The 26,878-nt window shown below is 72.4% G+C and carries 24 protein-coding genes and 1 pseudogene; 8 read left to right on the forward strand and 17 right to left on the reverse strand.

The window, feature by feature from the left end; all coding sequences use genetic code 11:
• The first annotated feature begins 31 nt into the window (after positions 1–31).
• The gene (locus tag ACZ66S_RS10055) at positions 32–895 is read left to right on the forward strand and encodes an IclR family transcriptional regulator domain-containing protein (protein ID WP_469901026.1); all 864 of its coding nucleotides are present in this window, start codon (positions 32–34) and stop codon (positions 893–895) included.
• Here the strand turns inward: ACZ66S_RS10055 and ACZ66S_RS10060 are convergent.
• Genes ACZ66S_RS10060 through ACZ66S_RS10070 form a run of 3 tightly spaced genes read right to left on the reverse strand, consistent with a single transcriptional unit; the run spans position 810 to position 3,048 of the window.
• On the reverse strand, positions 810–1,748 hold the full coding sequence (locus ACZ66S_RS10060) for a PDR/VanB family oxidoreductase (RefSeq protein WP_469901027.1): 939 nt from the start codon (positions 1,746–1,748) through the stop codon (positions 810–812). The two genes, ACZ66S_RS10055 and ACZ66S_RS10060, sit on opposite strands and share 86 nt — an antisense overlap.
• Positions 1,745–1,978 carry a hypothetical protein gene (locus ACZ66S_RS10065; RefSeq protein WP_469901028.1) on the reverse strand — a complete coding sequence of 78 codons (234 nt, stop codon included), beginning with the start codon at positions 1,976–1,978 and terminating at the stop codon, positions 1,745–1,747. Before ACZ66S_RS10065 ends, ACZ66S_RS10060 begins: the two co-directional genes overlap by 4 nt.
• Complete coding sequence (locus ACZ66S_RS10070) at positions 1,975–3,048, reverse strand: aromatic ring-hydroxylating dioxygenase subunit alpha (protein ID WP_469901029.1); 1,074 nt, start codon at positions 3,046–3,048, stop codon at positions 1,975–1,977. Before ACZ66S_RS10070 ends, ACZ66S_RS10065 begins: the two co-directional genes overlap by 4 nt.
• A gap of 200 nt (positions 3,049–3,248) precedes the next feature.
• On the opposite strand from ACZ66S_RS10070, the pseudogene ACZ66S_RS10075 reads away from it, so the two are divergent.
• The 3 genes and pseudogenes from ACZ66S_RS10075 to ACZ66S_RS10085 all read left to right on the forward strand — a co-directional run bounded on the left by ACZ66S_RS10075 (position 3,249) and on the right by ACZ66S_RS10085 (position 7,000).
• Positions 3,249–3,857 (forward strand): annotated as a pseudogene (locus ACZ66S_RS10075) (tRNA-specific adenosine deaminase).
• 167 nt (positions 3,858–4,024) lie between these two features.
• Positions 4,025–6,079 carry a phosphocholine-specific phospholipase C gene (locus tag ACZ66S_RS10080; RefSeq protein WP_469901030.1) on the forward strand — a complete coding sequence of 685 codons (2,055 nt, stop codon included), beginning with the start codon at positions 4,025–4,027 and terminating at the stop codon, positions 6,077–6,079.
• A gap of 63 nt (positions 6,080–6,142) precedes the next feature.
• Positions 6,143–7,000 (forward strand): LURP-one-related family protein, encoded by an 858-nt coding sequence (locus tag ACZ66S_RS10085; protein WP_469901031.1) that lies wholly within the window; start codon positions 6,143–6,145, stop codon positions 6,998–7,000.
• A 6-nt stretch (positions 7,001–7,006) separates the two neighbouring features.
• On the opposite strand, the gene ACZ66S_RS10090 is transcribed toward ACZ66S_RS10085, so the two are convergent.
• Positions 7,007–7,954 (reverse strand): DMT family protein, encoded by a 948-nt coding sequence (locus tag ACZ66S_RS10090; protein WP_469901032.1) that lies wholly within the window; start codon positions 7,952–7,954, stop codon positions 7,007–7,009.
• Positions 7,951–8,793: a phosphatase PAP2 family protein gene (locus ACZ66S_RS10095; protein ID WP_469901033.1), complete on the reverse strand. Its 843-nt coding sequence runs from the start codon at positions 8,791–8,793 to the stop codon at positions 7,951–7,953. The genes ACZ66S_RS10090 and ACZ66S_RS10095 overlap by 4 nt, the downstream gene beginning before the upstream one ends.
• 232 nt (positions 8,794–9,025) lie before the next feature.
• Here ACZ66S_RS10095 and ACZ66S_RS10100 point away from each other — a divergent pair, with 232 nt between their 5' ends.
• A complete protein-coding gene (locus ACZ66S_RS10100) occupies positions 9,026–9,640 on the forward strand; it encodes a TetR/AcrR family transcriptional regulator (protein WP_469901034.1) in 615 nt (204 codons plus the stop codon).
• A 155-nt stretch (positions 9,641–9,795) separates the two neighbouring features.
• Here the strand turns inward: ACZ66S_RS10100 and ACZ66S_RS10105 are convergent, their stop codons facing one another.
• The 3 genes from ACZ66S_RS10105 to ACZ66S_RS10115 form a co-directional block, all read right to left on the reverse strand.
• Entirely contained in the window at positions 9,796–10,797 is a 1,002-nt protein-coding gene (locus ACZ66S_RS10105; RefSeq protein ID WP_469901035.1) for a DUF2510 domain-containing protein, read from the reverse strand.
• Between the two features lie 119 nt (positions 10,798–10,916).
• Positions 10,917–12,071: an anhydro-N-acetylmuramic acid kinase gene (locus ACZ66S_RS10110; RefSeq protein WP_469901036.1), complete on the reverse strand. Its 1,155-nt coding sequence runs from the start codon at positions 12,069–12,071 to the stop codon at positions 10,917–10,919.
• A gap of 4 nt (positions 12,072–12,075) precedes the next feature.
• Positions 12,076–13,368: an MFS transporter gene (locus tag ACZ66S_RS10115; RefSeq protein WP_469901037.1), complete on the reverse strand. Its 1,293-nt coding sequence runs from the start codon at positions 13,366–13,368 to the stop codon at positions 12,076–12,078.
• Positions 13,369–13,541: 173 nt separating this feature from the next.
• On the opposite strand from ACZ66S_RS10115, the gene ACZ66S_RS10120 reads away from it, so the two are divergent.
• Positions 13,542–16,211: an ATP-binding protein gene (locus ACZ66S_RS10120; protein ID WP_469901038.1), complete on the forward strand. Its 2,670-nt coding sequence runs from the start codon at positions 13,542–13,544 to the stop codon at positions 16,209–16,211.
• Positions 16,212–16,221: 10 nt separating this feature from the next.
• Here ACZ66S_RS10120 and ACZ66S_RS10125 read toward each other — a convergent pair whose 3' ends face one another.
• The 8 genes from ACZ66S_RS10125 to ACZ66S_RS10160 are packed head-to-tail and all read right to left on the reverse strand — an operon-like array spanning position 16,222 to position 23,511.
• Positions 16,222–17,013 (reverse strand): SDR family NAD(P)-dependent oxidoreductase, encoded by a 792-nt coding sequence (locus tag ACZ66S_RS10125; protein WP_469901039.1) that lies wholly within the window; start codon positions 17,011–17,013, stop codon positions 16,222–16,224.
• 49 nt (positions 17,014–17,062) lie between these two features.
• The gene (gene pcaDC, locus ACZ66S_RS10130) at positions 17,063–18,184 is read right to left on the reverse strand and encodes a bifunctional 3-oxoadipate enol-lactonase/4-carboxymuconolactone decarboxylase PcaDC (protein ID WP_469901040.1); all 1,122 of its coding nucleotides are present in this window, start codon (positions 18,182–18,184) and stop codon (positions 17,063–17,065) included.
• Entirely contained in the window at positions 18,181–19,512 is a 1,332-nt protein-coding gene (gene pcaB, locus ACZ66S_RS10135; RefSeq protein ID WP_469901041.1) for a 3-carboxy-cis,cis-muconate cycloisomerase, read from the reverse strand. Before pcaB ends, pcaDC begins: the two co-directional genes overlap by 4 nt.
• On the reverse strand, positions 19,509–20,114 hold the full coding sequence (gene pcaG / locus ACZ66S_RS10140; RefSeq protein ID WP_469901042.1) for a protocatechuate 3,4-dioxygenase subunit alpha: 606 nt from the start codon (positions 20,112–20,114) through the stop codon (positions 19,509–19,511). Before pcaG ends, pcaB begins: the two co-directional genes overlap by 4 nt.
• A gap of 6 nt (positions 20,115–20,120) precedes the next feature.
• Entirely contained in the window at positions 20,121–20,894 is a 774-nt protein-coding gene (pcaH, locus tag ACZ66S_RS10145) for a protocatechuate 3,4-dioxygenase subunit beta (RefSeq protein ID WP_469901043.1), read from the reverse strand.
• A gap of 18 nt (positions 20,895–20,912) precedes the next feature.
• Positions 20,913–22,115 (reverse strand): thiolase family protein, encoded by a 1,203-nt coding sequence (locus ACZ66S_RS10150; protein ID WP_469901044.1) that lies wholly within the window; start codon positions 22,113–22,115, stop codon positions 20,913–20,915.
• Complete coding sequence (locus ACZ66S_RS10155; protein WP_469901045.1) at positions 22,112–22,756, reverse strand: CoA transferase subunit B; 645 nt, start codon at positions 22,754–22,756, stop codon at positions 22,112–22,114. The genes ACZ66S_RS10150 and ACZ66S_RS10155 overlap by 4 nt, the downstream gene beginning before the upstream one ends.
• On the reverse strand, positions 22,756–23,511 hold the full coding sequence (locus tag ACZ66S_RS10160; protein WP_469901046.1) for a CoA transferase subunit A: 756 nt from the start codon (positions 23,509–23,511) through the stop codon (positions 22,756–22,758). The genes ACZ66S_RS10155 and ACZ66S_RS10160 overlap by 1 nt, the downstream gene beginning before the upstream one ends.
• Positions 23,512–23,666: 155 nt before the next feature.
• Here ACZ66S_RS10160 and ACZ66S_RS10165 point away from each other — a divergent pair, with 155 nt between their 5' ends.
• Positions 23,667–24,131: a MarR family winged helix-turn-helix transcriptional regulator gene (locus ACZ66S_RS10165; RefSeq protein WP_053849235.1), complete on the forward strand. Its 465-nt coding sequence runs from the start codon at positions 23,667–23,669 to the stop codon at positions 24,129–24,131.
• On the opposite strand, the gene ACZ66S_RS10170 is transcribed toward ACZ66S_RS10165, so the two are convergent.
• Positions 24,132–25,145: a DUF3048 domain-containing protein gene (locus tag ACZ66S_RS10170; RefSeq protein ID WP_469901047.1), complete on the reverse strand. Its 1,014-nt coding sequence runs from the start codon at positions 25,143–25,145 to the stop codon at positions 24,132–24,134.
• Positions 25,146–25,339: 194 nt separating this feature from the next.
• Between ACZ66S_RS10170 and ACZ66S_RS10175 the strand changes: the two genes are divergently transcribed.
• Positions 25,340–26,530, forward strand: a complete 1,191-nt coding sequence (locus ACZ66S_RS10175; protein ID WP_469901048.1) for a zinc-dependent alcohol dehydrogenase — start codon at positions 25,340–25,342, stop codon at positions 26,528–26,530.
• Positions 26,531–26,878: the final 348 nt, after the last annotated feature.

Genomic DNA, 26,878 nt, shown 5'->3' on the forward strand with positions numbered 1-26,878 from the left:
TATTGTTGACATTTGCTCGACGGAGGCGACGATGTCCGAAGCAGCCCGCGCCCCCCACTTCGTCCGTTCCCTGGAGCGCGGCCTCGCCGTCATCCGCGCCTTCGACGCCGACCACCCGGAACTGACCCTCAGCGAGGTGGCCCGCACCTGCGGACTCACCCGCGCGGCGGCCCGCCGCTTCCTGCTGACGCTCGCCGACCTCGGCTACGTCCGCGCCGACGGCCGCGCCTACCGGCTCGCCCCGCGCGTGCTGGAGCTCGGCTACTCCTACCTGTCGAGCTTCTCGCTGGCTCAGATCGCCGAACCCCATCTGGAGCAACTGGTCGAGAGCACACGGGAGTCGTCGTCCCTGTGCGTGCTCGACGGCGACGACGTCGTGTACGTGGCCCGGGTGCCCGCGCGCCGGATCATGACCGCGGCGATCACCGTCGGCACCCGCTTCCCGGCCCATGTCACCTCGGTCGGCCGGGTCATCCTCGCGCACCTGCCGCCGGAGGAGACCGAAGTACGGCTCGCCCGCGCCGAGTTGACCCCGATCACCGCCCGCACGATCGTCTCCGCCGAGCTCCTGCGGGCGGAACTGGACCGGGTGCGCCGCCAGGGGTACGCCCTCGTCGACCAGGAACTGGAGGAGGGGCTGCGCTCGATCGCCGCCCCGGTGCGGGACCGGGACGGCGAGGTGGTGGCGGCGGTCAACATCCCCGTGCAGGCGGGGCGTACGACCCTCGCGGCGGTCCGGCGGGACCTGCTGCCGCCACTGCTGGACACGGTCGCCGGGATCGAGAGCGACCTGCGGATGTCCACCGCGGCTACAGGTCCAGCACGAGCCTCTTCCCCCGGCACCGGGACACACAGATCATCATCGTCTCCCCGGCCTCCCGCTCCTCGTCCGTGAGCACCGAGTCCCGGTGGTCCGGGGTGCCGTCGAGGACGTCGGTCTCACACGTGCCGCAGGTGCCCTCGGTGCAGGAGAACAGCACCTCGACACCTCTGGCGCGCACGGCGTCGAGCACGGAGACGTCCGCAGCGACGGTGACCGTCGCGCCGGTCCGGGCCAGCTCGACCTCGAACTCCGTGTTCTCGCCCTCCGGTTGCTCCTTCGGCGTGAACCGTTCCACGTGCAGCAGCCCGGCCGGGCAGCACTCCTCGACCGCGTCGAGCAGCGGACCGGGGCCGCAGCAGTAGACGAGGGTGCCCTCGGGGACCTCGTCCAGCACCGAGGCCAGGTCCAGGAGCCCGGTCTCGTCCTGGGGGGCGAGGGTCACGCGGTCGCCGTAGCGGCTCAACTCCCTGGTGAACGCCATGGACGCGCGGGTCCGTCCGCCGTACAGCAGGGTCCACTCGGCGCCCTCGGCCTCCGCCGCCGCGAGCATCGGCAGGATGGGGGTGATGCCGATGCCGCCCGCGACGAAGCGGTACCGGGGGGCCGGGCGCAGGGCGAAGTGGTTGCGCGGGCCGCGCACCCGGACCTTGTCGCCCTGCCCCAACTGCTCGTGCACATGGGCGGATCCACCGCGTCCCGCGGGCTCGCGCAGCACGGCGATGCGCCAGGCGGTGCGGTCGGCCGGGTCGCCGCACAGGGAGTACTGGCGCTCCAGGCCGGGCCCGAGGACCACGTCGATGTGGGCGCCCGGCTCCCACGCAGGCAGCCGTTCGCCCAGCGGGTGGCGCAGGGTGAGGGCGAACACCCCGTCGGCCGCGAAGTCCTTGCGGTCGACGACGAGTTCGGCTTCGTACGCGTCACTCATGAACCGTTCCCTTGCGACTCGTTTCCGTGCGACTCGTTTCCGTGCGGTTCGTTTCCGTGCGGGGCCTGTCCCTGGGGTGCGTGTCCGTTCGGGTGCGCGAGCATCCACTCCCACATCTCGACCGGGTCCTGCGAGGTGTGCTCGCGGCCGCAGTGGCAGGTGCCGTGCAGGGTGTCGGTGCCCGGCAGCCAGTCGATGCGGTAGACCTCCCCGGTGGACGCGGCACTCACAGGACCTTCTCCACGGGCTTGTCGCCCTCCTCGACGAGACGGGCGAGGATGCGGCGGGCGGCGAGACCGCCGGTGTCGATGTTGATGCTGAGCTCCTGGTAGCCCGAGCGCTCGGTGCCGAGGGTCTTCTGCAGCAGGTTGAGCGCGTCGACGTCCTGCATGACGACGGTGTGGTTGTTGCCCCGCAGGAACTCGGTGACCTCGGCGTCCTCGGTCGCCCAGTCGCGCGAGACCATCCAGAAGTCGTACACGTGTCCGTCGCCGGACGGCGTGATGGCGTACGTGATCTCGGTGTGGAAGCCGTTCGGGTCGCTGCCGTCGGCCTCGGGCAGCACGCCGACCGGGGCGATGCGGCTGTGCAGCAGGTACAGACAGGGCGCGTGGTACTCGATGTCCTGCCAGCGGGTGATCCGGCCCTTGATCCCGGTGGACTTGGCGTAGAACGGCGGGCACTCGGCGTCGTCCATGTGCCGGCTGACCCGGACGATGCCGGCGCCCTCGTCGACCTCCGTGGTGATCGGCGTCTCGGCGACCTCGGGGGTGCCGATGTAGCCGCCGTGCAGATAGGTCTCGTGGGAGAGGTCGAGGAGGTTGTCGACCAGCAGTCCGTAGTCGGCGTCGATGGGCTCCATGCCGCGCACGGTGACCCAGCCGGGGGAGTCGAGGTGCCGGGCCCGGGGGATGGTGTCGGCGTCGGCGAGGGCCGGGTCGCCGATCCACACCCAGATCAGGGAGTCCAGCTCGGCCACCGGGTAGGAGGCGACCCGGGCGGTACGCGGTACGCGCTTCTGCCCCGGCACGTACACACAGGTGCCCGTCGTGTCGTAGGTGAACCCGTGGTACCCGCACACGATCCGGTCGCCGTCGAGCCGGCTCGGCTTCTCGTGCAGCGGGAACCGGCGGTGCACACACCGGTCGGCGAGTGCGACGGGCGTGCCGTCCTCCTCGGTCCGGTAGAGGACGAGCGGTTCACCGAGGACGGTCCGGCCGAGCAGCTCCTCGCGCCCCACCTCATGGCTGTAGGCGGCGACGTACCACTGGTTCCTGGCGAAGGCGGTCGTGTGCGGCATCGTTGCGGCTCCCGTCTGTCTGCTGTGGTGGCATCGTCCGGGCGGCCGGAGGGGGACGGCAACACCGCTTCCGTCTCACGGAAGAGGAAGGACGCGGGGCCCGGTGGCGGGGGCCGGGCGTGTCCGAGCCGACGCGGGCGCGGAGGGAACGCGCATGATGAGTGCCGAGACCGCTCGGCCCGGCCGTGGAGGAAGACACAGTGATCGACATCGCCAGGGAGTACCGCGTCGCCCTGCCCGCCTGGATCGACGGCGAATTCGCGCACGTGCCGGCCGCCCTGCCGTCCCGCGAGGACCGCATGCGGTTGGTGCACCGGCTCGCCGACCGCAACTGGCGTGAGGGCGACGGCGGTCCGTTCGCCGCGCTCGTCGCCGAACGCGAGACCGGCCGGATCGTCTCCGTCGGCGTCAACGTCGTCCTGTCCGCCGGGGTCTCCAGCGCGCACGCCGAGGTCGTCGCGCTCGGCCTCGCCCAGCGGGCGACCGGCGGCTGGGACCTCGGCGCCGAGGGACTGCCCGCGCACGAGCTGGTCGTCAACTGGCGTCCATGCGTGCAGTGTTACGGCGCCACGATGTAGTCCGGCGTACGCGGCCTGGTGATCGCCGGGGAGGGCCCGGAGCTGGAGGAGCTCACCACGTTCGACGAGGGGCCGGTCGGCGCGGACTGGGCCGGGCAGTTCAGGGCACGGGGCATCGAGGTCGTCGGGGAGGTGCTGAAGGACGAGGCGCTCGCGGTCTTCCGCGCCTACCGCAAGGCGATCGACGAGGGCGAGGTCGCCGTCTACAACGCCCGCGGGGGAGCGGACTGAGCCCTCGCCGGTGAGGAGCCCGCCCCACCGACCCCACCCGTACCCCCGACTTTCACATCAGCGCCACCGCACCCTTCCCTGACGTTTGTTGCTCTTGGAACACTCGCTGCGCGCACCTTCCGTCACCTTCGGGCCATCGATGCGCAGGATTGAGAGGTCCCTCACTCATGTCCGACGTCAACCGGCGCAGATTCCTCCAACTCGCGGGCGCCACCACCGCCTTCACCGCGCTGTCGAACAGCATCCAGCGCGCCGCCGCGCTCCCGGCCCACCACCGTACCGGGACGATCGAGGACGTCGAGCACGTCGTCGTCCTGATGCAGGAGAACCGGTCCTTCGACCACTACTTCGGCTTGCTCAGGGGCGTACGCGGCTTCGGCGACCCGCGCCCCGTGACGCTGGAGAACGGCAGGTCCGTCTGGCACCAGACGGACGCCAAGGGCAAGGAGATCCTGCCGTTCCGTCCCGAGGCCGACGACCTGGGGATGCAGTTCATCCAGGACCTCCCGCACGGCTGGAACGACGGACACGCCGCCTTCAACGGGGGCAAGTACGACAAATGGGTCCCGAACAAGGGGTCCACGACGATGGCGTACCTGACCCGCGAGGACATCCCCTTCCACTACGCCCTCGCCGACTCCTTCACCGTCTGCGACGCCTACCACTGCTCGTTCATCGGCTCGACCGACCCGAACCGCTACTACATGTGGACGGGCTACACGGGCAACGACGGCCAGGGCGGCGGCCCGGTCCTCGGCAACGACGAGGCCGGCTACGGCTGGACCACCTACCCCGAGCGCCTGGAGAAGGCCGGTGTCTCCTGGAAGATCTACCAGGACGTCGGCGACGGCCTCGACGCGAACGGCAGTTGGGGCTGGATCCCGGACGCGTACCGGGGCAACTACGGCGACAACTCGCTGCTCTACTTCAACCAGTACCGGAACGCCCAGCCCGGCGACCCGCTGTACGACAAGGCCCGCACCGGCACCGACTTCACCAAGGGCGAGGGCTACTTCGACCGGCTCAGGGCCGACGTCAAGGCCGGCAAGCTGCCCCAGGTCTCCTGGATCGCCGCCCCCGAGGCCTTCACCGAGCACCCCAACTGGCCCGCCAACTACGGCGCCTGGTACATCGCCCAGGTCCTGGACGCGCTCACCGCGAACCCGGAGGTGTGGGCGAAGACGGCCCTGTTCATCACCTACGACGAGAACGACGGCTTCTTCGACCACGTGGTCCCGGCCTTCCCGCCCGGTTCGGCGGCCCAGGGCAAGTCCACGGTCGACCCCGCGCTCGACCTGTTCAAGGGCGACGCCGGCCACCCGGCCGGACCCTACGGACTCGGCCAGCGCGTCCCGATGCTCGTCGTCTCCCCCTGGAGCAAGGGCGGTTACGTCTGCTCCGAGACGCTCGACCATACCTCGATCATCCGCTTCCTGGAGAGGCGCTTCGGCGTCCACGAGCCCAACATCTCACCCTGGCGCCGCGCGGTCTGCGGCGACCTGACCTCCGCCTTCGACTTCAGCCACCAGGACACCAGGCCGGTCGCCCTCCCGGACACCGACGGCTACGAGCCGCCGGACCGCGAGCGCCACCCCGACTACGTGCCCACCCCGCCCGCCGTCGGCACCCTGCCGAAGCAGGAGCGCGGCCTGCGCCCGGCCCGCCCCCTCAAGTACGCGCCGTTCGTGGACGGTTCGGTCGACGCGAGGGGCGGCACCCTCACCCTCACCTTCGCCTCCGGCGCCAAGGCCGGTGCCGCCTTCCTGGTGACCTCCGGCAACCGCACCGACGGACCCTGGACTTACACCACCGAGGCCGGCCGGACGGTCTCGGACACCTGGAACTCGGCGTACTCCAAGGGGTCGTACGACCTGACCGTGCACGGCCCGGCGGGCTTCCTGCGGGCCTTCAGGGGGTCGAACAAGAGCGCCGGTCCCGAGGTGACCGCCCGCCACACCGGCGACGACGTCGAACTGACCTTCACCAACAAGGGCTCCGGCACGGCCCGTCTGACGGTGGCGAGCGGCTACGGCGGGCCCGCGCGGACCGTCACCGTGCGCGCCGGCGCCACCGTGCGGCACACCTTCGGTCTCGCCAAGAGCCGCCGCTGGTACGACCTGACGGTCACCTCCGACGCCGAACCGGCCTTCCTCAGGCGATTCGCCGGACATGTCGAGAACGGGCGTCCCGGGGTGAGCGATCCCGCCGTAATCACCAGGTAAAGCCGTACGGGCAGCGGTCGTACACATGGCCGGATTGCAGTGGTCCCGGGGTAGTGTGCCCCGGTGACCACGCATTCGAACACACCTGCAGGCTGGTACCCCGATCCGCACGGGGCCGCCCAGACGCTCCGGTACTGGGACGGCACGCAGTGGACCCAGCACACCCACCAGGACCAGCAGGGGGCGGGGCAGGCCGTGCAGGCCCCGCCGGCCCCGCCGGCCCCGGCACCGAAGATGCCCCAGCAGTCGGCCGGTCCCGATCCGCGGGTGCAGCGCCAGGTGCAGCAGCAGGCCGGCGTCAACGCGGGCGGTGCGGGCGGCGGAACGCTGTTCACCGAGCCGGTGCTCGTGGTCAACCAGAAGGCCAAGCTGATCGAGCTGACCAACGAGTACAAGGTCATGGACCAGCACGGCAACCAGCTCGGCTCCGTCACCCAGGTCGGGCAGAGCGCCTTCCGGAAGATCGTGCGGTTCTTCTACAGCATCGATCAGTTCATGAAGATCAAGCTGGAGATCCGGGACGCCCACGGCCGGCCGCTCATGCTGCTGACCCGGCCGGGCAAGATCTTCAAGTCCCGGGTGATCGTGGAGCGTCCGGACGGCACGCCGATCGGTGAGATCGTCCAGCAGAACATGATCGGCAAGATCAACTTCGCGCTGATGGTGAACGGCCGGCAGGTCGGCGCGATCAAGGCGGAGAACTGGCGGGCCTGGAACTTCGCGATCGTCGACCACACGGAGAACGAGGTCGCCCGGATCACGAAGACGTGGGAAGGGCTCGCCAAGACGATGTTCACGACCGCGGACAACTACGTGCTGCAGATCCACTACCAGTTGCCCGAGCCGCTGCTGAGCCTGGTCGTCGCGACCGCGCTGACGGTCGACACGGCGCTGAAGCAGGACGCCCGCGGGTTCGGCTGAGCCTCGCTACAGCGGTGTGAGGTGCCCCGGCTCGGACTGCCGGGGCACTGTCATGTCCCGCAGGGCCGGTTCCACCGACGCCGTCGACGGTTCGAGGGCGAGGACCGCCGCCACCGGGTGGTCGTCGTCCGCCGGGACCGGGGGCATCCGGGTCAGCAGCACCACGCCCCAGGCCGCCAGGCCCGCGCCCGCCAGGGCGAGCAGCACGCCCGCCGCGCCGCCTCGCAGGCTCTCGCCCAGCAGGGACAGGCCGATCACCGCGGCGGCCACCGGATTGGCCAGGGTCACCACCGCCAGCGGGGCGCCGAGGCCGTCCCGGTAGGCGGTCTGGGAGAGCAGGAGCCCGCCCGCGGCGAAGGCCGCCACGAGCAGGGCCACGCCGATCACCTGGATGCTCAGGAGCGATCCGGAGCGGTCCGTCGCGGCCACCGTCACGGTCTGGGTGAGCGCGGACGCCACGCCCGAGGCGACCCCGGACGCCGACGCGTGCCGTATGCCGGGCCGGGCGCCGGGACGGGCCAGCACTCCGATGAGGGCCGCCGTCACCGCCGCCACCGCCACCGCCTCGGACGTGCTCAGCACCCTGCCGGGCGCGGAGCCCGACGCCACCACGAGGATCGCGGCGAGACCGGCCAGCGTGTACGCGGTGCCCCGCCACTCCGTCGCGCTGACCCGGCGCCCGGCGATCCGCGCGCCCAGCGGGACCGCGGCGACCAGGGTGAGGGCGCCGAGCGGCTGGACCACGGTCAGGGGGCCGTACTTGAGGGCGACGACGTGCAGCAGCGCGGCCGACGCGTTGAGGGCGACCGACCCCCACCAGGCGCCCGAGCCCAGCATCCGCAGCACACCGGAGCCGGGGTCGCGGGAAGCGAGGCGCTCCTGGGCGACGGCGGCGGCCGCGTAGGCGACGGAGGAGAGCAGCGAGAGGGCGAGGGCGAGCAGGGTGGCGTTCATCGGCCCGCTCCGACCAGGACGTTCTCATCGGACTCGGCCGGGGCGGGCTTCTCCTGGGCCCGGCCTGCCGTGGTGGCCGTCCGGTGCCGGGAGCGGAGCGGGACGAGGGTCCCCTTGGACGAAGTCAGGGGGCTGACGACGGCGAGGACGACGCCGAGCAGGGCCGTCACCACGATCGCGTCCAGCCAGTAGTGGTTCGCCGTCCCGACGATCACCGCCAGGGTCACCAGCGGGTGCATCAGCCACAGCCACCGCCACCGCGAGCGGGTCGCCACGATCAGGCCGATCGCCACCATCAGGGCCCAGCCGAAGTGCAGCGAGGGCATCGCGGCGAACTGGTTGGAGAGGGAGTCGGTCTGCGGCGGGCCGTACACGGAGGGGCCGTAGACCTTCGCGGTGTCGACCAGTCCGGCCGCCGCGAGCATCCGCGGCGGGGCCAGCGGGAAGACGAGGTGCAGCACCAGGGCGGCGCCGGTGAGGCCGGCGAGGACCCGGCGGGCCCAGACGTAGTGGGCGGGGCGCCTCAGGTACAGCCAGACCAGGAAGGCGACCGTGGCCGGGAAGTGGACGGTCGCGTAGTAGGTGTTCGCGACGTGCGCGAGGGTGTCGCCGTGCAGCAGCAGCGACTGGACCGAGCCCTCCGAGGGCAGGTGCAGGGTCCGCTCCCAGTCCCACACGCGGTCGGCGTTGCGGTAGGCCTCGGTGGTGTGGCCCGTGACCAGTTGCCGGCCGAACTTGTAGACGAGGAAGAGTCCTACGACGAGCAGGAGCTCACGGACGAGCGGCGGCCGCGCTGTCGCGCCCGGCTCCGCTTCTGAAGGCTCGGTGCGGGCATTCATTCCCCCGGCCCTTTCGCTGACGGTGGTGCTGATACTGAATCCGAACAAGGGGATGACCCGGCCGGATTCCGAAACTCATCGATACGACCTCGTACCGATACGTCAGTGTACCGATACGGTCGGGTACCGGTACACTGGCGTATCGATTGACATACGACACACTGGAATCCGGGAATGAAACGCGGCGACCGCGCAGCACACCGGTCGCCGGAGTGAAGGAAGGGAAGAGCTCATGACGTCGCAGGCCGCGGACGGACCGGAGACGGTCGCCGCCTCGCGCCGCTCCAAGATCACGCCCGAGCGTGAGCAGGAGTTCTTCGACGCCGTGCTCGAACAGGTCCGCGAATGCGGATACGACGCCGTGACCATGGAGGGCATCGCCGCCAGCACCCGCTGCAGCAAGTCGACCCTCTACCGGCAGTGGAAGACCAAGCCCCAGTTCGTGGTCGCCGCCCTGCGCTCGCGCCGCCGGGCGAAGTTCGACGGGATCGACACCGGATCGCTCGCCGAGGACCTGCGCGAGGCCGCCCGGGCCGCGGGCCGCTGGTCGATGCACGACACCAAGCTGCTCCAGGCGCTCGGCCACGCCGTCACGCAGGACGCGGAACTCGCGCGGGCGCTGCGGGAGGCACTGGTCGAACCGGAGATCGCCGCTCTGAGGCACATCCTCCAGCGTGGGGTCGACCGGGGCGAGATCGCATCCGGACACCCGGCGCTGGAATACATCCCGGCCCAGATGTTCGGCGTCATCCGGGCCCGGCCCGTCGTCGACGGCAAGTACGCCGACCAGGACTACCTGGTCCGCTTCGTCGAGGCCGCCGTGCTGCCGACACTCGGCCTGACCTGAGACCCAGGCCGCCGTCCACGGGATGACTGGACGGCGACCTGCTCGCGCCGCACCGTGGGGACGGGGGCGGCGCGCACCCCCCGGCCGGGTGGGGTGCCTCCCGAGCGGAGAGGCGCCCCACCCGGCCGACCCGGGCCCGGAGGTGGGGACGGCCGTCACACGTGCTGGCCGCTGCCGCCGCCCGTCGACACCTTGATCCCCTTGGTGATGTCGTCGATCACGCTCTGGCCCTCCTCGACGTCGACCCCGAAGCGCACCACGACGATCTGCTGCGGGTTCGCCGGGGACGGGAAGGCCAGGGACTCCACATAGCCGTCGGAGCCCTTGCTGGTGACCGCCTTCCAGCGGACCCGGTAGCCCTTCTGCCCGGCCACCGTCACCGCGCCGGAGTCGAGCACGTCGTGCGAGGTGATCGAACCGTAGGTCTTGCCGCCGTAGGACTGCTCGGCGTTCGCCTCGATGTCGGCCTTGGCGACCGCCTCGGCCGTGCTGCCCTTGGTGCCGAGGGCCAGGGCGGGCGCCGAGTAGGCACCGCCCTTCGTGCACTTCTCGGCGGTGTCGCCGGGGCACGCGTAGGAGTCGTTCGAGGTCACGGACGCCCCGACCTGGATCTCCTGGCCGTACCAGTCGTCCGGGATCGGAAGGCTGATCCCGTCGATGGAGTCGGTCACCGAACCGCTCTCGATCTTCGGCGCCTCGGATCCCTGCGGGGAGGGCGACGCGCCGTCCGAACCCCCGCTGCCGCCGGAGCCGCCGGACCCCCCGTCGCCGCCGAACGGCCCGCCCGTCCCGCCGGGGCCGCCCTGGCCGCCCGGTCCCTGCGAGGTGGTTGAGTCGCCGTTGCCGCCGCCGTTGTCGGCCAGCGCGTACACGCCCACGCCTATGCTCGCCAGCACCACGACCGCCACGGCCACGGCTATGCCCGTGCGGCCGCGCCGCTTCACGGGCGGCGGCTGGACGGGATACGGCGGATAGCCCGGATAGGCTCCGGCGCCCGCGGGGCTCGCGACCTGTTCCGGAGGACCCCATGCGGCGGCCGATCCGGCGGGCCGGGTCTGCTCGGTCCACGCCCTGCCGTCCCACCAGCGCTCGGTGGCGGGACCGTCACTTGTCTGCCCGGGATCGGGGTACCACCCGGGAGGAGTCTCCTGCGTCATGTCCCCACCGTATGAGTACTCGGTGAAAGAGGGATGAGAGGGGCGGCCCCGATTCCGGTCAAGGCCCCTCGCCACCGCCGGCGCCGATTCCGGTCGCGGCCCCTCGCCACCGCCGGCGCTCACTCCAGCACGAGTCGCACCGGTCGTCGGCGTGCGGGTGGTGGTAGGCGCAGTCCCTGGTGGCCGGGGGTGATCGAGCCCAGTACGCGTGCGTGCCGGGCGCCTGTGCCGGCCGGTTCGGTGCCGGGGAGGCCGTGGGCGGTCAGGAAGCCGAGGACGGCGAAGGCGTGGCACTCCTTCGCCGCCGCGGGCAGCCCGAGCACGTCGGAGGGGCGCACGGCGACCCCCGGCAGCAGGTCGCCGAGCATCCGCATCAGCACCGGGTTGCGGGTCCCGCCGCCCGACGCCAGCACCTCCGTGGCGCCGGCCGCGTACACCGCGTCGGCGACCGTGCGGGCCGTGAGGAAGGTCAGGGTGGCGACGACGTCCTCGGCCGACAGCGTGCCGAGCCCGGCCAGCGCCTCGCGCAGATGGCCCAGGTGGAACAGCTCCTTGCCGGTCGTCTTCGGCGCGGGCAGCGCGTAGTAGGGCTCCGCGAGCAGCCGCTCCAGCAGCGGCCGGTGGACCTCGCCGCGGGCGGCCAGGGCCCCCTCGGCGTCGTAGGAGAGCCGCCCGCCGCTGAACCCGTGGGCGGCCGCGTCGATCAGCGCGCAGCCGGGCCCGGTGTCGAAGGCGGTCCCGTCGGGCGCGGTGATGTTGGCGATGCCCCCCAGGTTCAGCGCGACCGGGGTGCCCGGCCGGCCGCGCAGCCACATCAGGTCGACCAGGCTGACCAGGGGGGCGCCCTGACCGCCGGCGGCGATGTCGCGCGGCCGGAAGTCGGCGACCACGGGCAGTCCGGTCGCCTCCGCGATCCAGGCGGGCTGCCCGAGCTGAAGGGTGCCGTGCACCCGGTCCCCGTCGGTCCAGTGGTGGACCGTCTGTCCGTGCGAGGCGATCAGGTCCGCCCGCGAGGAGCACAGTTCACGGTCGGCCCGGACCGCGAGGGCCGCGAAGGCCTGCCCGATCCGGGTGTCCAGCCGGCACACCTCGGCCATCGGGACCCTCCCGGGCGGCAGCGCCGTCGCGAGGGCCTCGCGGACCTCGTCGTCGTACGCCTCGCTGACCATTCCCAGCGGCTTCAGCACGAGACTGTCGCCGGCCAGGCGCAGATCGGCCGCCGCCGCGTCCACGGCGTCGTAGGAGGTCCCGGACATCAGACCGATCACCCGCATGGGGTCAACCCGCCTTCCTGGAGGGGTTCTTGGCCAGGGCGAGCAGACTGACCGCGCACGTCGCCGCCGCGTAGTACGCCGGGACGTCCACGTTCCCGGTGCGCTCGACCGTCTTGGTGATGATGAGCCCGGCGCAGCCGGAGAACACGGCGTTCGACAGGGCGTAGGCCAGTCCCAGCCCGGTGTAGCGGACGGTGGTCGGGAACAGCTCCGCCAGCATCGCGGGTCCCGGCCCCGCCATCAGCCCCACGACCGCTCCCGCCCCGAACACCGCCGCCCCCTTCACCGCGTCGGAAGTCCCGGTGGCCTGGAGGAGGTTGAGAAGCGGAACCGCCAGGACCACCACCAGCGCGGCCCCCGTCGCCATCACCGGCCGCCGTCCCACCCGGTCGCTGAGCAGACCCGCCGGGAGGATGGTGACCGCGAAACCGAGGTTGGCGAGCACGGTCGCGATCAACGCCTGCTGGAAGGTGGCGCTCAGCGTGCTCTGGAGGTACGCGGGCAGCACGACCAGGAAGGTGTAACCGGCCGCCGCCCAGCCCATGATCCGCCCGGCGCCGAGCGCGATCGCCCCGGCGACCTCGCGCGCACCCGGCCTCTCCCGGATCACCTCCTCCCGGAAGGCGGGCGTCTCGTCCAGGCGCAGCCGCAGCCACAGCGCCCCGAGTCCCAGCGGCAGCGTGAGCAGGAACGGCACCCGCCAGCCCCACGAGGTCAGTTGAGCATCCGTCAGCACGGTCGCGAGCAGGGCGGCGGCCCCCGCGCCGGCCAGCAGGCCCAGCGCCACCGTGAACGACTGCCAGGCCCCGTACAGTCCGCGCCGGCCCGGCGGGGCCGACTCCGTCAGCACCGCCACCGCACCCCCGAACTCCCCACCGGCGGACAGTCCCTGAATGATCCTCAGAAACGTGAGCAGCCATGGCGCGAGCACCCCCACCCGGTCGTAGGTGGGCAGTACGCCGATCAGCGTGGTCGCCCCGGTCATCAGCGTGATCACCAGGATCAGCACCGGGCGCCGGCCGATCCGGTCGCCGAGCCGGCCGAACAGGGCGGCGCCGACGGGCCGGAAGAAGAACGCCAGCCCGAAGGAGGCGTACGTCCGCACCAGCGCCTCGGCCTCGCTGCCGCCCTCCGGGGTGAAGAACCGGGCCGCGATGATCGTGGCGAAGTAGCCGTAGACGCCGAACTCGTACCACTCGATGAAGTTGCCCACCGAACCGGCGACCAGCGCGCGGCGGGGGCGGACTGCGCTTCGTTCTCGGAGAATCGCTGCCTCCAGGCCTCTCTCGTGGTCCACGGCTGACTGTCGGTCAGGTCGGTCGACGGCAGGTCACCGGCGGGGCGCGTCGCCTGCCCGTACCGCAGGTCACCCGTCAAGGCAACAGGTACCCCGACCGCCCTCCGCTTCCGCACCCGGACGGCTACGCTCGAGATCTGTACGTCGTTCGGGCGACTTGGGGAGGTAGCGGGATGACGGAGGTACGGCCCATTGCGGCCGCCCCGGCCTCGCTGTGGGAGCGCGACGAGGAACTCACCGCCATCGAACGGGTGATCGACTCCTTGTGCGCGGGACGGACGTCCTCGGGCAAAGTGCTGGTCATCCGCGGCGAGGCGGGCTTCGGCAAGACCGCCCTGCTGGCCGAGACCCGCCGTATCGCCGAGGCGCGCGGCTGCACCGTCTGGTCCGCCCGCGGCGGCGAGACCCTCAGGTCCGTCCCCTTCAACGTCGTACGCCAACTGCTCCAGCCGGCCCTCCTGTCGCTGATGCCCGAGGAGGCCCGCGAGTACCTCGGCGACTGGTACGACATCGCCGGCCCCGCCCTCGGCATCGCGGACCCCGGTGAGCGGCAGGCCGACCCGCAGGGCGTGTGCGACGGACTGGTCGCCGCGGTGCGCCGGCTCGCCCGCCGGGACTGGCCGCTGGTCCTGATGGTCGACGACGCCCACTGGGCCGACCAGGAGACCCTGCGCTGGCTCGCCGCCTTCGCCGAGCGCCTGGACGACCTGTCCGTCCTGGTCGTGGTGGCCCGGCGCCCCGGCGAGGCCACCACAGAGAGCGCCGGCCTCCTGGAGACCGTGGCCTCGGCGGCCGGCCGCCCCGTCACCAGCCTCAGCGCCCTCACCCCGGAGGCCACCGCGGGACTGACCCGCGCCACCCTGGGCGAGCACGCCGACGCTCCCTTCTGCCGTGAGGTCTGGGCCGTCACCGGCGGCAACCCGTACGAGACCGTCGAACTCCTCGCCAAGGTCCGCGACAGCGAGATGGAACCCGGCGAGGGCTCGGCGAACGAACTGCGCGAGCTGAACCGCTCGGCCCGCGGCGGCGGACTCGTCGCCCGCCTGGAGGAACTAGGCATCGACGCCACCCGGTTCGCCTGGGCGGCCGCGATCCTCGGCACCGACATCTCCGTCGCCCTGGTGGCCAGACTCGCCACCCTGAAGCCGGACACGGCGACGCGCTGCGCCGAACTCCTGCGCAGCGCCCGCATCCTGACCGACTCCGGCGTGGAGGACGGCGAGCTGGAGTTCGTGCACCCGCTGATCGCCACCGCCGTCTACGAGTCCATCCCGGACGCCCTGCGCACCGCCATGCACGGCATCGCCGCCCAGCTCGTCACCGACTCCGGGCTCGGTGCCGCGGCCGCCTCCCGGCATCTGCTCCAGGTCCACCCGGACGACGACGAGGAGCTCGTCGAGCAGTTGCGCGAGGCCGCCCGCGAACACCTCCTCGTCGGCGCCCCCGACGCGGCCCGCCGCTGCCTGGAGCGCGCCCTGTTGGAACCGCCGACGCCCGAGGTCCACGCGCGCGTGCTCTTCGAACTCGGCTGCGCCACCCTGCTGACCGCCCCCGCCAGGACCATCGGCCACCTCCAGACCGCGCTCGCCATGCCCGGCCTGGAGGGCGCGGCCCGGGTGGACGCCGTCATCCGCCTGTCCCAGGCCCTCATGCACAACAACCAGCTCGAGGAGGCGGTCCGTACCGTCGAGGCGGAGGCCGCCCGGCACGAGGAGGGCCCGGCCCGACTCCGCCTCCAGGCCGTGCAGTACACCTGGGAGGGGCTCTACCCGGGCGAGGCCACCTCACCGGGACGCTCCGAGCGCCTCGCCGCCCTGGCCGCCACCTGCACCGGCCGGGACAACTCCGAGCGGGCCCTGCTGATCCTGCGCGGCTTCGACGCGATGGCCCGAGGCGAGAGCGCCGAGGAGATCGCCGAGGTCTGCGACCGCGCCCTCGTCAACGGCCGCCTCGCGCCCGGCCTCGGCTGGACCGACACCGAGTGGGGTCTCGAACTGCCCCTGATGCTGGCCAGCGCGTACGCCTTCACCGACCGGCTCGACCGCGCCGAGGCCCTCTACACCGACGCCCTGCGCACCTACGAGTCGGCCGGCTGGAGCGGCGGCCACCTCGCGCTCGCCCACGCCTACGTCGGCCTGGCCCACCGCCGGCGCGGCCGGCTCCGGGAGGCGGAGACCTCCCTGCGCGAGTCGCTGCGGCTCGCCGAGCGGGTCGGACGGGGCCTGCCGCTGTACTGGTCGGCGACCTGCAACCTCGTCGACACGCTGCTCGCGCGCGGCCATGTCGAGGAGGCGTGGGCGATCGCCGAGCAGTACGGCTTCGCGCCGCCGTACCCGTCCACGATCGTGCTGCCCGACCCGCGGTCCGTGCGTGGGCGGCTGCTGCTGGCCGTGGGCCGGACCAAGGACGGGATCAACGAACTGGACGCCGCGGAGAAGGCGGCGGCGGTCCGGGGCCACCACAACCCGGTGCTGGTGCCCTGGGCGGTCGACCTCGCGCGTGCCCTCGCCGTCGAGGACCCGGTGCGGGCCGCCCAGTTGGCCACGGAGGTCCGCCGGCACGCCGAGCGGCTCGGCACGGACACGGCGATCGGTGAGGCGCTGCGGTGCGCGGCGGCCCTGGAGACCGGGCAGCGGGCGGTGCGACTCGCCGCACAGGCCGTCGCCTATCTGGAGGCCTCACCCTGCCAGTACGAGCACGCGGCGGCCCGGGTCGAGTACGGCATCGCGGCGCGGTCCGTGGCCGAGCTCAACAGGGGCCTGGCGCTCGCGCGTTCCTGCGGGGCGGACGGGCTGGTGGCGCAGGCGAGGGAGGTCCTGGAGACGGGGCGCGGGCTGCGGTGACGCGGAGCCCTCAGGGTGCCGTCAGGCGGTCGGTGAGCGCGGTCAGGCGCTTGCGGGTCTCCTCGTCGTACGTCGCCTCATGGGCCCGCGCCGGACGGGTCCCGTCGAAGTAGCCGCCCGTTCCCAGGTCCTCGGTGGCCAGGGCCAGCACTCCGGGCGCCCCGTCCGCGACCGTCGACCACGGGGCGACCCCGCCCTCGCGGACCATGGCCGTGTCCATGAAGGTCGCCGGGTGCAGGACGTTGACCGCGACCCCCGTGCCCGCCAGCTCCTCGGCCAGCGCGAAGGTGTGGGCCGCCAGGGCGAACTTGGCACGGCAGTACGCGGCGAACCCGGCGTAGCCGCGGGTGAACTCCGGGTCGTCGAGGTCGATCGGCTCCTGGCCCGCCGAGCCCACGTTGACGACGCGGGCGGGGGTGTTCGCCCGCAGCACCGGCAGCAGGGCCCGGGTCAGCACCACCGGCGCCAGGTAGTTCACCGCCAGCCGCAGTTCATGGCCGTCGGCGCTCACCTCACGGCGCGAGCCAGGCGAACCGGAGCCCACCCCCGCGTTGTTGACCAGGACGTCGAGCTCGGGGTGGGCGTCGGCGACCCGCGCGCCCAGCTCGCGCACCTCGTCGAGACAGGCGAGGTCGGCCACGAAACCCTCGGCCCGCCCCTCGGTCCGCAGCTCCGCCACCAGGTTCTCGGTGCGGCCCGGGTCCCGGCCGTGGGCGAGGACGAGATGGCCGGAGCGGACCAGCTCGAAGGCGACGTAGCGGCCGAGACCCGAGGTGGCACCGGTGATCAGGATGGTCGACATGCCCCCACGGTAGGCACATCGCCGTCCCTCGTGCCTGCCCCTGCCGGGGTCACCCTTCCGTCTCCTCCGCCAGCACCCGCTGCGCCGTGGCGAACGCCGAGTTCGCCGCCGGTACCCCGCAGTAGACGGCCGTCTGGAGCAGGACGGCCCCGATCTCCTCCGGGGTGAGGCCGTTGCGGCGCGCCGCCCGCACATGCATGGCCAGTTCGTCGTAGTGGCCGTGCGCGACCAGCGCGGTCAGGGTGATCATGCTGCGCTCGCGGCGGCTGAGCGTGGGGTCCGTCCATATCTCGCCCCACGCGTACCGCGAGATGAAGTCCTGGAAGCGGGCGGTGAACGGGGTCTGCCGGGCCTGCGCCCGGTCCACGTGGGTGTCCCCGAGCACCTCGCGCCGCACCTCCATGCCCCGCTTGGCGCCTCCGTCGAGATGCGTGCGCAGAGCGGTGAGCACGGCCTCCGGGCACTGCGCCGGGGCCAGGTGCGAGGCCCCGGGGAGCTCGACGAGCGTGGCGCGCGGCACCGCGTCGGCGATCTCCCGCAGATGGGGCGGCGGGGTCGCCGGGTCCTCGCGGCCGGCGATCAGGAGGGTGGGCGCGGAGATCCCGGCCAGTCGGTCGCGCAGATCGAAGGAGGCCAGGGCGTCACAGCAGGCCGCGTACGCCTCCGGATCGGCCTCGGCGTGGTCCCGCACCAGCTCCGGCACGCTGAAGTCGCCCGCGAACCAACGGGAGTTCGCGGTCTCCAGCAGCCACCCCATCCCCTCCCGGCGGACCCGCTCGGCCCGCTCCTCCCACGGCTTGCTGCCGTTGAAGTGGGCCGAGGAGCAGATCACCGCCAGCGACGCGACGCGCTCCGGGTGCCGCACGGCCAGGTGCAGACCCACCGCGCCGCCGAGCGAAACCCCCGCGTAGGCGAATTGTTCGAGGCCGAGCGAGTCGGCGAGCGCGAGCACCAGGTCGGCGAGGTCGCCCACGGTGGCGCCGGGTCCGATCAGGTCGGCCGCCGAACCGCCGTGGCCGGGCAGGTCCCAGCGGATCACCCGGTGGGTGACGGACAGCTCGGGCGCCACCGTGTCCCACAGGGCGTACGACGTCCCCAGCGACGGTCCGAGCAGCAGCGGGGGAGCGGAAGCGGAGCCCTCGGCACGGTGGTTGAGCAGTTTCACGGTCAACGTCGCTCCAGAGCACGGTCGGTGAGGGCACCGGCGGAACCGGTGAAGCGGGCGGGGTCGGTGAGCTCGCCGAGGTCGACGTCCTTCAACGCGGGCTCCCGGGCCAGGAGTTCACCGAGCGAGACCCCCTCGGTGTAGGTCCGCCTGGCGAGTTCCGTCAGCAGTTCCTTGGCGCGGGCGCGGCCCAGCACGGGTGCCAGCTCGGCGGAGAGCCGCTCGGAGACGATCAGCCCGTGGGTGAGGTCCAGGTGGGCGCGCATGGCGTCGGCGTGGACCTGTAGCCCCTCGGTCAGCTCGGCGGCGTCCCGCGCGGCTCCGCCGACCAGCCGCAGCAGGTCCCTGAGCGGCTCCCACTCGGCGTGCCAGGCGCCGGGCGGCCGCTCGTCCTCGGCGGCCAGCGAGGCGTACAGCGTGGCCGCGAGCTGGGGCGCGCGCCGGGCGGCCGCGGCGATCAGCGTGGACCGCACGGGGTTGGCCTTGTGCGGCATCGCCGAGGATCCGCCCCCGCTGCCCTCCGCGACCTCGGCGATCTCGGTACGGCCGAGCACGAGCACGTCCGCGGCGATCTTGCCCAGCGCGCCGGCGGTGAAGGCCAGGCATCCCGCGAGGTCGGCGATGGGGGTGCGCAGGGAGTGCCAGGGCAGGAGCGGTGCATCGAGGCCGAGTTCACGGGCGAAGGCCGCTGTGAGCATCACCGTGTTCCGGGCGCCGTACGCGGTGAAAGCGGCCAGCGTCCCGGCGGCACCGCCGAGTTGGGCAGGGAGGTCGTCCCGCACCTCGATGACTCGGTCCCGCGCGTCCAGGACCAGTGACCGCCACCCGGCCGCCTTGAGCCCGAACGTGGTCGGAACAGCGTGCTGGGTGAGCGTCCGGCCGGGCATCGCCGTGTCGCGGTGCTCGGCAGCCAGCCGGACCAGGGCCCGCTGGGCGCGGTCGAGGTCGGCGAGGACGAGGTCGAGCGTGCGGGTCGCGACCAGCATCGTCGCCGTGTCCAGGATGTCCTGGCTGGTGGCACCCCGGTGCACGTACGGGCCGTGCTCCTCGCCGACCGCCTGGGTGAGATCGGCGACCAGCGGGATGACGGGGTTGCCGCCGCCGCGCGCACGCTCGGCGAGGGACCGTACGTCGAACCGGGCCGCGTCGGCCGCCTCGGTCACCGCGTCCGCCGCCGCCTGCGGGGCGAGCCCCAGGCGGGCCTGTACGCGGGTCAGCGCGGCCTCCGCGTCCAGCAGCGCCTGGAGGTGGGCGGTGTCGGAGGTCGCGGAGGCGGCGGGGGAGCCCGCCCACCCGGGGCCGAGCAGTCCGGTGTCCGGATCGGGAGAAGTCACTGGAACTCCAGGAAGACCGTTTCGCCTTCGCCCTGAAGGCGGATGTCGAAACGGTAGGTGCCGTCGCCCTGCCGGCGTGCGATCAGCGTGTCGCGCCGCTCCGCCGGCACCCGGGCCAGCAGCGGGTCCGTGGCCAGGGCCGCCTCGTCGTCCGGCAGGTAGATCCGGGTGTACAGGTGCACCAGCAGCCCGCGCGCGAAGACGCACACGCTGATGTACGGCGCGCTCCGCCCCCGGGCGCCCGGCCGCAGGGTCCGTGCGCTCCAGTGGCCGTTGGCGTCGGTCTGGATGCGGCCCCAGCCGGTGAACTCCACGCCGTTGCGGCCCAGGTAGCCGCCGGTCGCCGGGTCCCGCCGGATCGAACCGTCGACCTGCGGGACGTCGCCGTCCGGGTCGGCGCTCCACAGCTCCAGGAAGGCGTCCGGCAGCGGGGCGCCCGCGCCGTCGGTGACGTAACCCTGGAGGACGAGGGCGTCCGGGTGGCCGACGGGCGCGATGTCGCCGCCGCCGGGGAAGGGCAGGGCGTGTCCGTAGAAGGGGCCGACCGTGTGCGACGGGGTCGGCAGCACGGTCTCCGGACGGCTGGTGTCGATCTTCGTCATGGCTGGTCAGCGTCCTTCTTCGAGCCAGGTGGCCTGCGGTCCGTCGAGCACGATGTCCCAGTGGTAGCCCATCGAGAACTCCGGTACGGACAGGTTGTGGTCGTAGGTGGCGACGAGCCGCTGGCGGGCCGCGTCGTCCGTGACCGACTGGATGATCGGGTCGTAAGGGAAGAGCGGGTCGCTCGGGAAGTACATCTGCGTCACGAGCCGCTGGGTGAACGCCGTGCCGAAGATCGAGAAGTGGATGTGGGCCGGCCGCCAGGCGTTGAGGTGCTGACGCCACGGGTAGGGCCCCGGCTGGACGGTCGTGAAGCGGTAGCGGCCGCTGTCGTCGGTCAGCGTGCGGCCGACGCCCGTGAAGTTCGGGTCCAGCGGGGCGTCGTGCTGCTCGCGCTGGTGGGCGTACCGTCCGGCCGAGTTGGCCTGCCAGATCTCGACGAGCTGACCGCGCAGCGGACGGCCGTCGCGGTCCAGGAGCCGTCCCTCGACGGTGATCCGCTCACCGATCGGCTCACCGTTGTGCTGCCGGGTCAGGTCGTTGTCGATCTCCGTGATGTCGCGTTCGCCGAAGGCGGGCGAGTGCAGCTCCACCAGTTCGGGGTCCTGGGAGACGTCGATGCCGATCGGGGGCTGCTTCGGGTGCCGCAGCACCGAGGAGCGGTAGGGCGCGTAGTCGCGGCGCGGCTGGTGCTCGACCGGGGCGCCGTCGGCGAGCCGCTTCTCGTAGGCGGCGTGCTCGGCGGCGATTTCCCGGTCGATGTCGTGCTGGGTGAGAGTCATGGGGATTCCTGCGTTCCGTTAACGTTCGAGGACGAGAGCGAGGCCCTGGCCGACGCCGATGCACAGGGTGGCGACCCCGACTCCGCCGCCCCTGCGGGCGAGTTGGTGGGCGACGGTGCCGGCCAGCCGCGCGCCCGAGGCGCCCAGCGGGTGGCCGAGGGCGATGGCCCCGCCCTGCGGGTTGAGGATCGCCGGGTCGAACTCGGGCCATTCGGCGACACATCCGAGCACCTGGGCGGCGAACGCCTCGTTCAGCTCCAGCACGGACAGGTCGTCGAACCCCTTGCCCGCCTTGGCGAGCGCCCGGTTGACCGCCTCGACGGGGGCGAGTCCGAAGTAGTGCGGGTCCAGCGCGTTGACCCCGCTCGCGGAGATCCGGGCCAGCGGCTCGCGACCGGTCGCGGCGAGGCCCTCGTCGTCGACGAGCAGCAGCGCCGCGGCACCGTCGTTCAACGGCGAGGCGTTGCCCGCGGTCACCGTGCCGCCGTCCGTGCGGAACGACGGCTTCAGCTTCGCCATGGAGGCCAGTGACGCGTCCGGCCGTACGCATTCGTCCGCGCCGAAGTCGACCGGCTCACCCCTGCGCTGCGGGACCGGCACCGGCGCGAGCTCGGCGTCGAACAGCCCCGCCGCCCGGGCCGCGGCCGCCTTCCGGTGCGAGGCCAGCGCGAACTCGTCCTGCTGCTCGCGGCTGATCTTGTGCTTGTCGGCGATCAGTTCGGCCGACTCGCCCAGCGGGACCGTCCACTGCGGCTCCATCCGCGGGTTGACCATGCGCCAGCCCAGCGTGGTCGAGTACAGCTCGGCGTGCCCGGCCGGGAACGGCCTGTCCGACTTGGGCAGCACGTACGGCGCCCGGGTCATCGACTCCACACCACCGGCGACGGCGACGGAGGCGTCCCCGAGGGCGATCGCGCGGGCCGCCTGGATCACGGCCTCCAGCCCCGACGCGCACAGCCGGTTGACGGTCACGCCGGGCACGGAGGTGGGCAGGCCGGCCAGCAGCGCCGCCATCCGGCCCACGTTCCGGTTCTCCTCGCCCGCGCCGTTGGCGTTGCCGAAGTAGACGTCCTCGATCCGGGACGGGTCCAGTTCGGGCGTACGGGCGAGCAGTGCACGGATGGCGTGGGCGCCGAGGTCGTCCGGGCGCACCGCGGCGAGTCCGCCGTTGTAGCGGCCCACCGGGGTGCGGACCGCGTCGACGATGTAGACGTTCTTCATCGCAGGTCCTCCGCGACGGTCAGTTGTGCGTCGGTCCTGGCGACGATCTCCTCGACGCCCACCCCGGGCGCCGTCTCGACCAGCACGAGACCGTCCTCGGTGACGTCCAGGACGCCGAGGTCGGTGATGATCCGGTTCACGCACGCCTTGCCGGTCAGCGGCAGCGCGCACTTGGTGAGGATCTTGGGAGAGCCGTCCTTGGCGGTGTGGGTCATCACCACGATCACCGTGCGGGCGCCGTGGACCAGGTCCATCGCCCCGCCGATCCCGGTGATCAGCTTGCCGGGGACGGCCCAGTTGGCGAGGTCGCCGGTCTCGGACACCTGCATGGCGCCCAGGACGGCCACGTCGATGTGCCCGCCCCGGATCATCCCGAAGGAGAGCGCCGAGTCGAAGAAGGAGGCCCCCGGCAGGACGGTGACGGTCTCCTTGCCCGCGTTGATCAGATCGGGGTCGACCTGGTCCTCGGTGGGGTAGGGGCCGGTGCCGAGGATGCCGTTCTCCGACTCCAGGATCACCTCGACGCCCGGCGGGAGGTGGTTGGGGATCAGCGTCGGCAGTCCGATGCCGAGGTTGACGTACTGACCGTCCTGGAGTTCGCGCGCGGCCCGCGCCGCCATCTGTTCCCGGGTCCAGGCCATCAGTTGCTCACCGTCCGCTGCTCGATCCGCTTGTCCCTCGCCTGCTCGGGTGTCAGCGCGAGGACCCGCTGCACGAAGATGCCCGGCAGGTGCACCGCGTCCGGGTCGATCTCGCCGGGTTCCACCAGCTCCTCGACCTCGGCGATCGTGACCCTGCCGGCCATCGCCGCGAGGGGGTTGAAGTTCCGGGTGGACCTGTTGAAGACCAGGTTGCCGTACCGGTCGCCCTTCGCCGCGCGGACCAGGGCGAAGTCGGTGCGGATCCCGTGCTCCAGGACGTACTCGGTGCCGTCGAACTCCCGCACCTCCTTCGGCGGGGAGGCCAGGGCGACGCCGCCCTTGCCGTCGTAGCGCCAGGGCAGCCCGCCGTCGGCGACCTGGGTGCCGACGCCGGCCGGGGTGAAGAAGGCGGGGATCCCGGCGCCGCCCGCCCGCAGCCGCTCGGCGAGCGTGCCCTGCGGGATCATCTCGACCTCCAGCTCACCGGCCAGGTACTGGCGGGCGAACTCCTTGTTGGCGCCGATGTACGACCCGGTCACCCGGGCGATCCGGCCTGCGGCGAGCAGGACCGCGAGGCCCGACTCCATTGCCCCGCAGTTGTTGGAGACCACCGACAGGGAGCCGGTGCCCTGCTCGTACAGGGCCTGGATGAGCACGTTCGGCACACCGCTCAGCCCGAAACCGCCCACCGCGAGCGACGCGCCCTCCGGCACATCGGCCACCGCCTCCCGGGCCGTGGCGACCACCTTGTCCATCCGCACAGCCCCATCTCTCCAATTGCTCAGTGCACTGAGTATTTCAGCGAGGTTTCTCTTAAGCTGCCACTGTGGCAGCCTGGCGTCAAGGCTCACTACTCTTCAGTGCACAAACGAAAACGCCCACGCATCGACCCTCTGACTCGGGAGCGCACATGGCCGCGGTGGACCTCACCACCCACCCCGGGCACCTCGCCCGGCGGCTCCAGCAGGCGCACTACCTGCTGTGGAACACGATGGTCTCCGAGGAGATCACCTCGCCCCAGTTCGCGGTCCTGAACGCGCTCGTCGCCGAGCCGGGGCTCGACCAGCGCACGGTGGGGGAGCGGGTCGGCCTCGACCGGTCCACCATCGCCGAGGTCATCAGCCGGCTCGGCCGGCGCGGACTGCTCGACAAGGTCCGCGACCCCCAGGACGGGCGCCGCTTCCTGCTGCGCCTGACCGACGACGGGGTGCGCACCCACCGCAAGCTGACCGTGCGCACCGCCCGGATGAACCAGGTCTTCCTGGCCCCGCTCTCCGACGACGAGCAGAGCCGCTTCTTCGAGCTGATCCGCCGGGTCGCGGACGCGGCGGAGGGGCTCCGCAATCCCGCGGAGCCCCTCGTCACCCAGCCCTGATCAGGAGGCCTTCGCGAAGACGACCCACACCTGGCCCTTCGCGAAGTTCACCGGGGAGCCGTCCTTCGTGGTGAAGTCCGTGCCGTCCGCGGGCGTCGCCCGCTTCCAGTTCACGTCGAAGGCGCGGCCGTCGCGCAGCACCTTCGCCTTCCCCGAGCCCACGGTCACCGTGTACGGCGTGTTGTTGCCGAGGAAGTCGTGGAAGGCGGACTTGCGGACCTTGACGTACTGCACGACGACCGTGGCCGGGGCCAGCCGCTTGCCGTCGGCCGTCACGTCCGGGGCGCCGTCCATCGAGACCAGCCAGCGCCGCCTGCTCTCGGACCACGTGAAGGTGAAGCGGGCGGCCGGGTAGCGGACCGTCTCGGAGGTGTCCCGGGTGCCGCCGGCCGGCGCCGGTCCGTAGCGGAAGCCGGTGGTCAGCGCGGCCGCGCCCGGCGTGGTGGGCACCAGGCGCTTCGGGCGCAGGTAGAGATTGTGCGGAAGGACCTTGTCGGTGCCGCGGAAGTAGGCGTCGGCCGCCTTCTCGGGGGTGCGGGCGGCCAGCGGTGCCCGGTTGATCAGGGGCATCAGCTTGCCCTGGGCGCCGGAGAAGGCGAGCGTCGGGTGGTCGAACTGCCGCAGCAGCTCCAGATCCGACTCGCGGGCGCTGCGCACGGGGCCGACGGCCTTCGGCAGTTTCGTCGCGTACACCGCCATGAGGCGGCTGAGGCCGCCCTCGACCTGCTCGGCGTAGACGACGTCGGCGGCGTCGAGGCCCGTCTGCGGGCGCGCCGCCCGTACGTTGTCGATCTTCACGGCGAGCACGGAGGGACGGTGGGCCCCGCTCGACGGTGAAGTGTTCGGTTCCGAGGTGTCCGGTTGTGCCGAGCGGAACGGTCCGCGTCCGTCGTCTGTCGGGACCCGGGGGGTGCCTTGTCCCGTGCAACCCGCGGCGAAGAGGCCCGTGGCGGTCAGCAGTGCCGCCGCCGTACGGGCGCGTCTGGCGCGCGTCCCTTGCTCCCTACCCACCATGCCCACCTTGCCCGCCCGTCTCGTGTTTCTGATTGTGCGCTTATAAGTTCATTGGTGGCCATACCCGTCCGTTTCTGATTAGTCGCGTCGACTAGGCCGATCGGCCCTGGATCACGGTTCGGCGGGAGTCCCCCGGGTACCCGGGGCGCCTACCCGAGGACCGACACATGACCTGACGGAGGGAGTGCCGGGCGATGAAGGCAGTGACCTGGCAGGGCAAGCGGGACGTACGGGTGGAGGAGGTGCCCGATCCGAAGATCCAGGAACCGACGGACGCCGTCATCCGGATCACCTCCACCGGACTGTGCGGCTCCGACCTGCACCTCTACGAGGTACTCACACCGTTCATGACACCGGGCGACATCCTCGGCCATGAACCCATGGGCATCGTCGAGGAGGTCGGTGCCGCGGTGCCGGACCTCGCCGTCGGCGACCGGGTCGTGGTGCCCTTCCAGATCGCCTGCGGAAACTGCTGGATGTGCATGACCGGACTGCCGACCCAGTGCGAGACCACCCAGGTCACCAGTGAGGGCATGGGTGCCGCCCTGTTCGGCTACACCCGGCTGTACGGCGCCGTCCCGGGCGCCCAGGCCGAGTATTTGCGCGTCCCGCAGGCCCAGTTCGGGCCCATCAAGGTCCCGGAGGGGCCGCCGGACGACCGCTTCGTGTACCTCTCCGACGTGCTGCCCACCGCCTGGCAGGCAGTCGAGTACGCGGACGTCCCCGAGGGCGGCAGCGTGGCCGTGCTCGGACTCGGGCCCATCGGCGACATGGCCTGCCGGGTCGCCCAGGTGCGCGGCGCCGGGCGCGTCTTCGGCGTGGACCTGGTGAGCGAACGGCTGCGCCGGGCCCGTACGCGGGGCGTGGAGACGTACGACCTCCGGAGCTTCGACAGCGAGAAGGAACTGGTCCAGGCGATCCGCGACGAGACCGACGGGCGCGGGCCGGACGCCGTGATCGATGCCGTCGGCACGGAAGCCCACGGCAGTGCGGTCGCGCGCCTGGCCCAGAACGCCTCGGCCCTGCTGCCCAGGAAGATCAGCGGACCCTTCGCCGAACGCTTCAGCATCGACCGGCTCGCCGCCCTGCACACCGCCATCGAGCTGGTGCGGCGCGGCGGCACACTGTCCCTCACGGGTGTCTACGGCGGCATGGCCGACCCGCTGCCGATGCTCACCATGTTCGACAAGCAGATCCAGATCCGGATGGGCCAGGCCAACGTACGGCGCTGGAGCGACGAGATCATCCCCTACCTGACCGACGAGGACCCGCTCGGCGTCGACGACTTCGCGACCCACCACGTACCACTGTCGGACGCCCCGCACGCGTACGAGATGTTCCAGAAGAAGCGGGAGGGCGCGGTCAAGGTCCTCATGCGGCCGTGACTCCGGGGCCGGGCGGGTGAGGTCTTTACGACGCGGACCCGCCCGGTGTGCCTCCGGCGGCCGGGATTCCGAGTGCTGGGCCGGCGGGGCTTCACGGCGCGGATCCGCGTGGTGTGCCTCCGGCGGCCGGGATTCCGAGTGCTGGGCCGGCGGGGGCTCCATGGCACAGACCCGCCCGGTGTGCCTCCAACCGCCTGGGCCGCGTCGGCGGCTTCCCAGGGCCACCACCGCGCGCCGGCCGTCCCGGCTGACGCGCGGGCCCGGCGGCGCGGGTCCCGCGGGCTCCGTCGACGCAGATCCGCCCGTCTGGGTCGCGCCGGCCGGGCAACGGGCCCCGGCGGACCCACT

This window comes from Streptomyces sp. NPDC107471 (assembly GCF_055582845.1).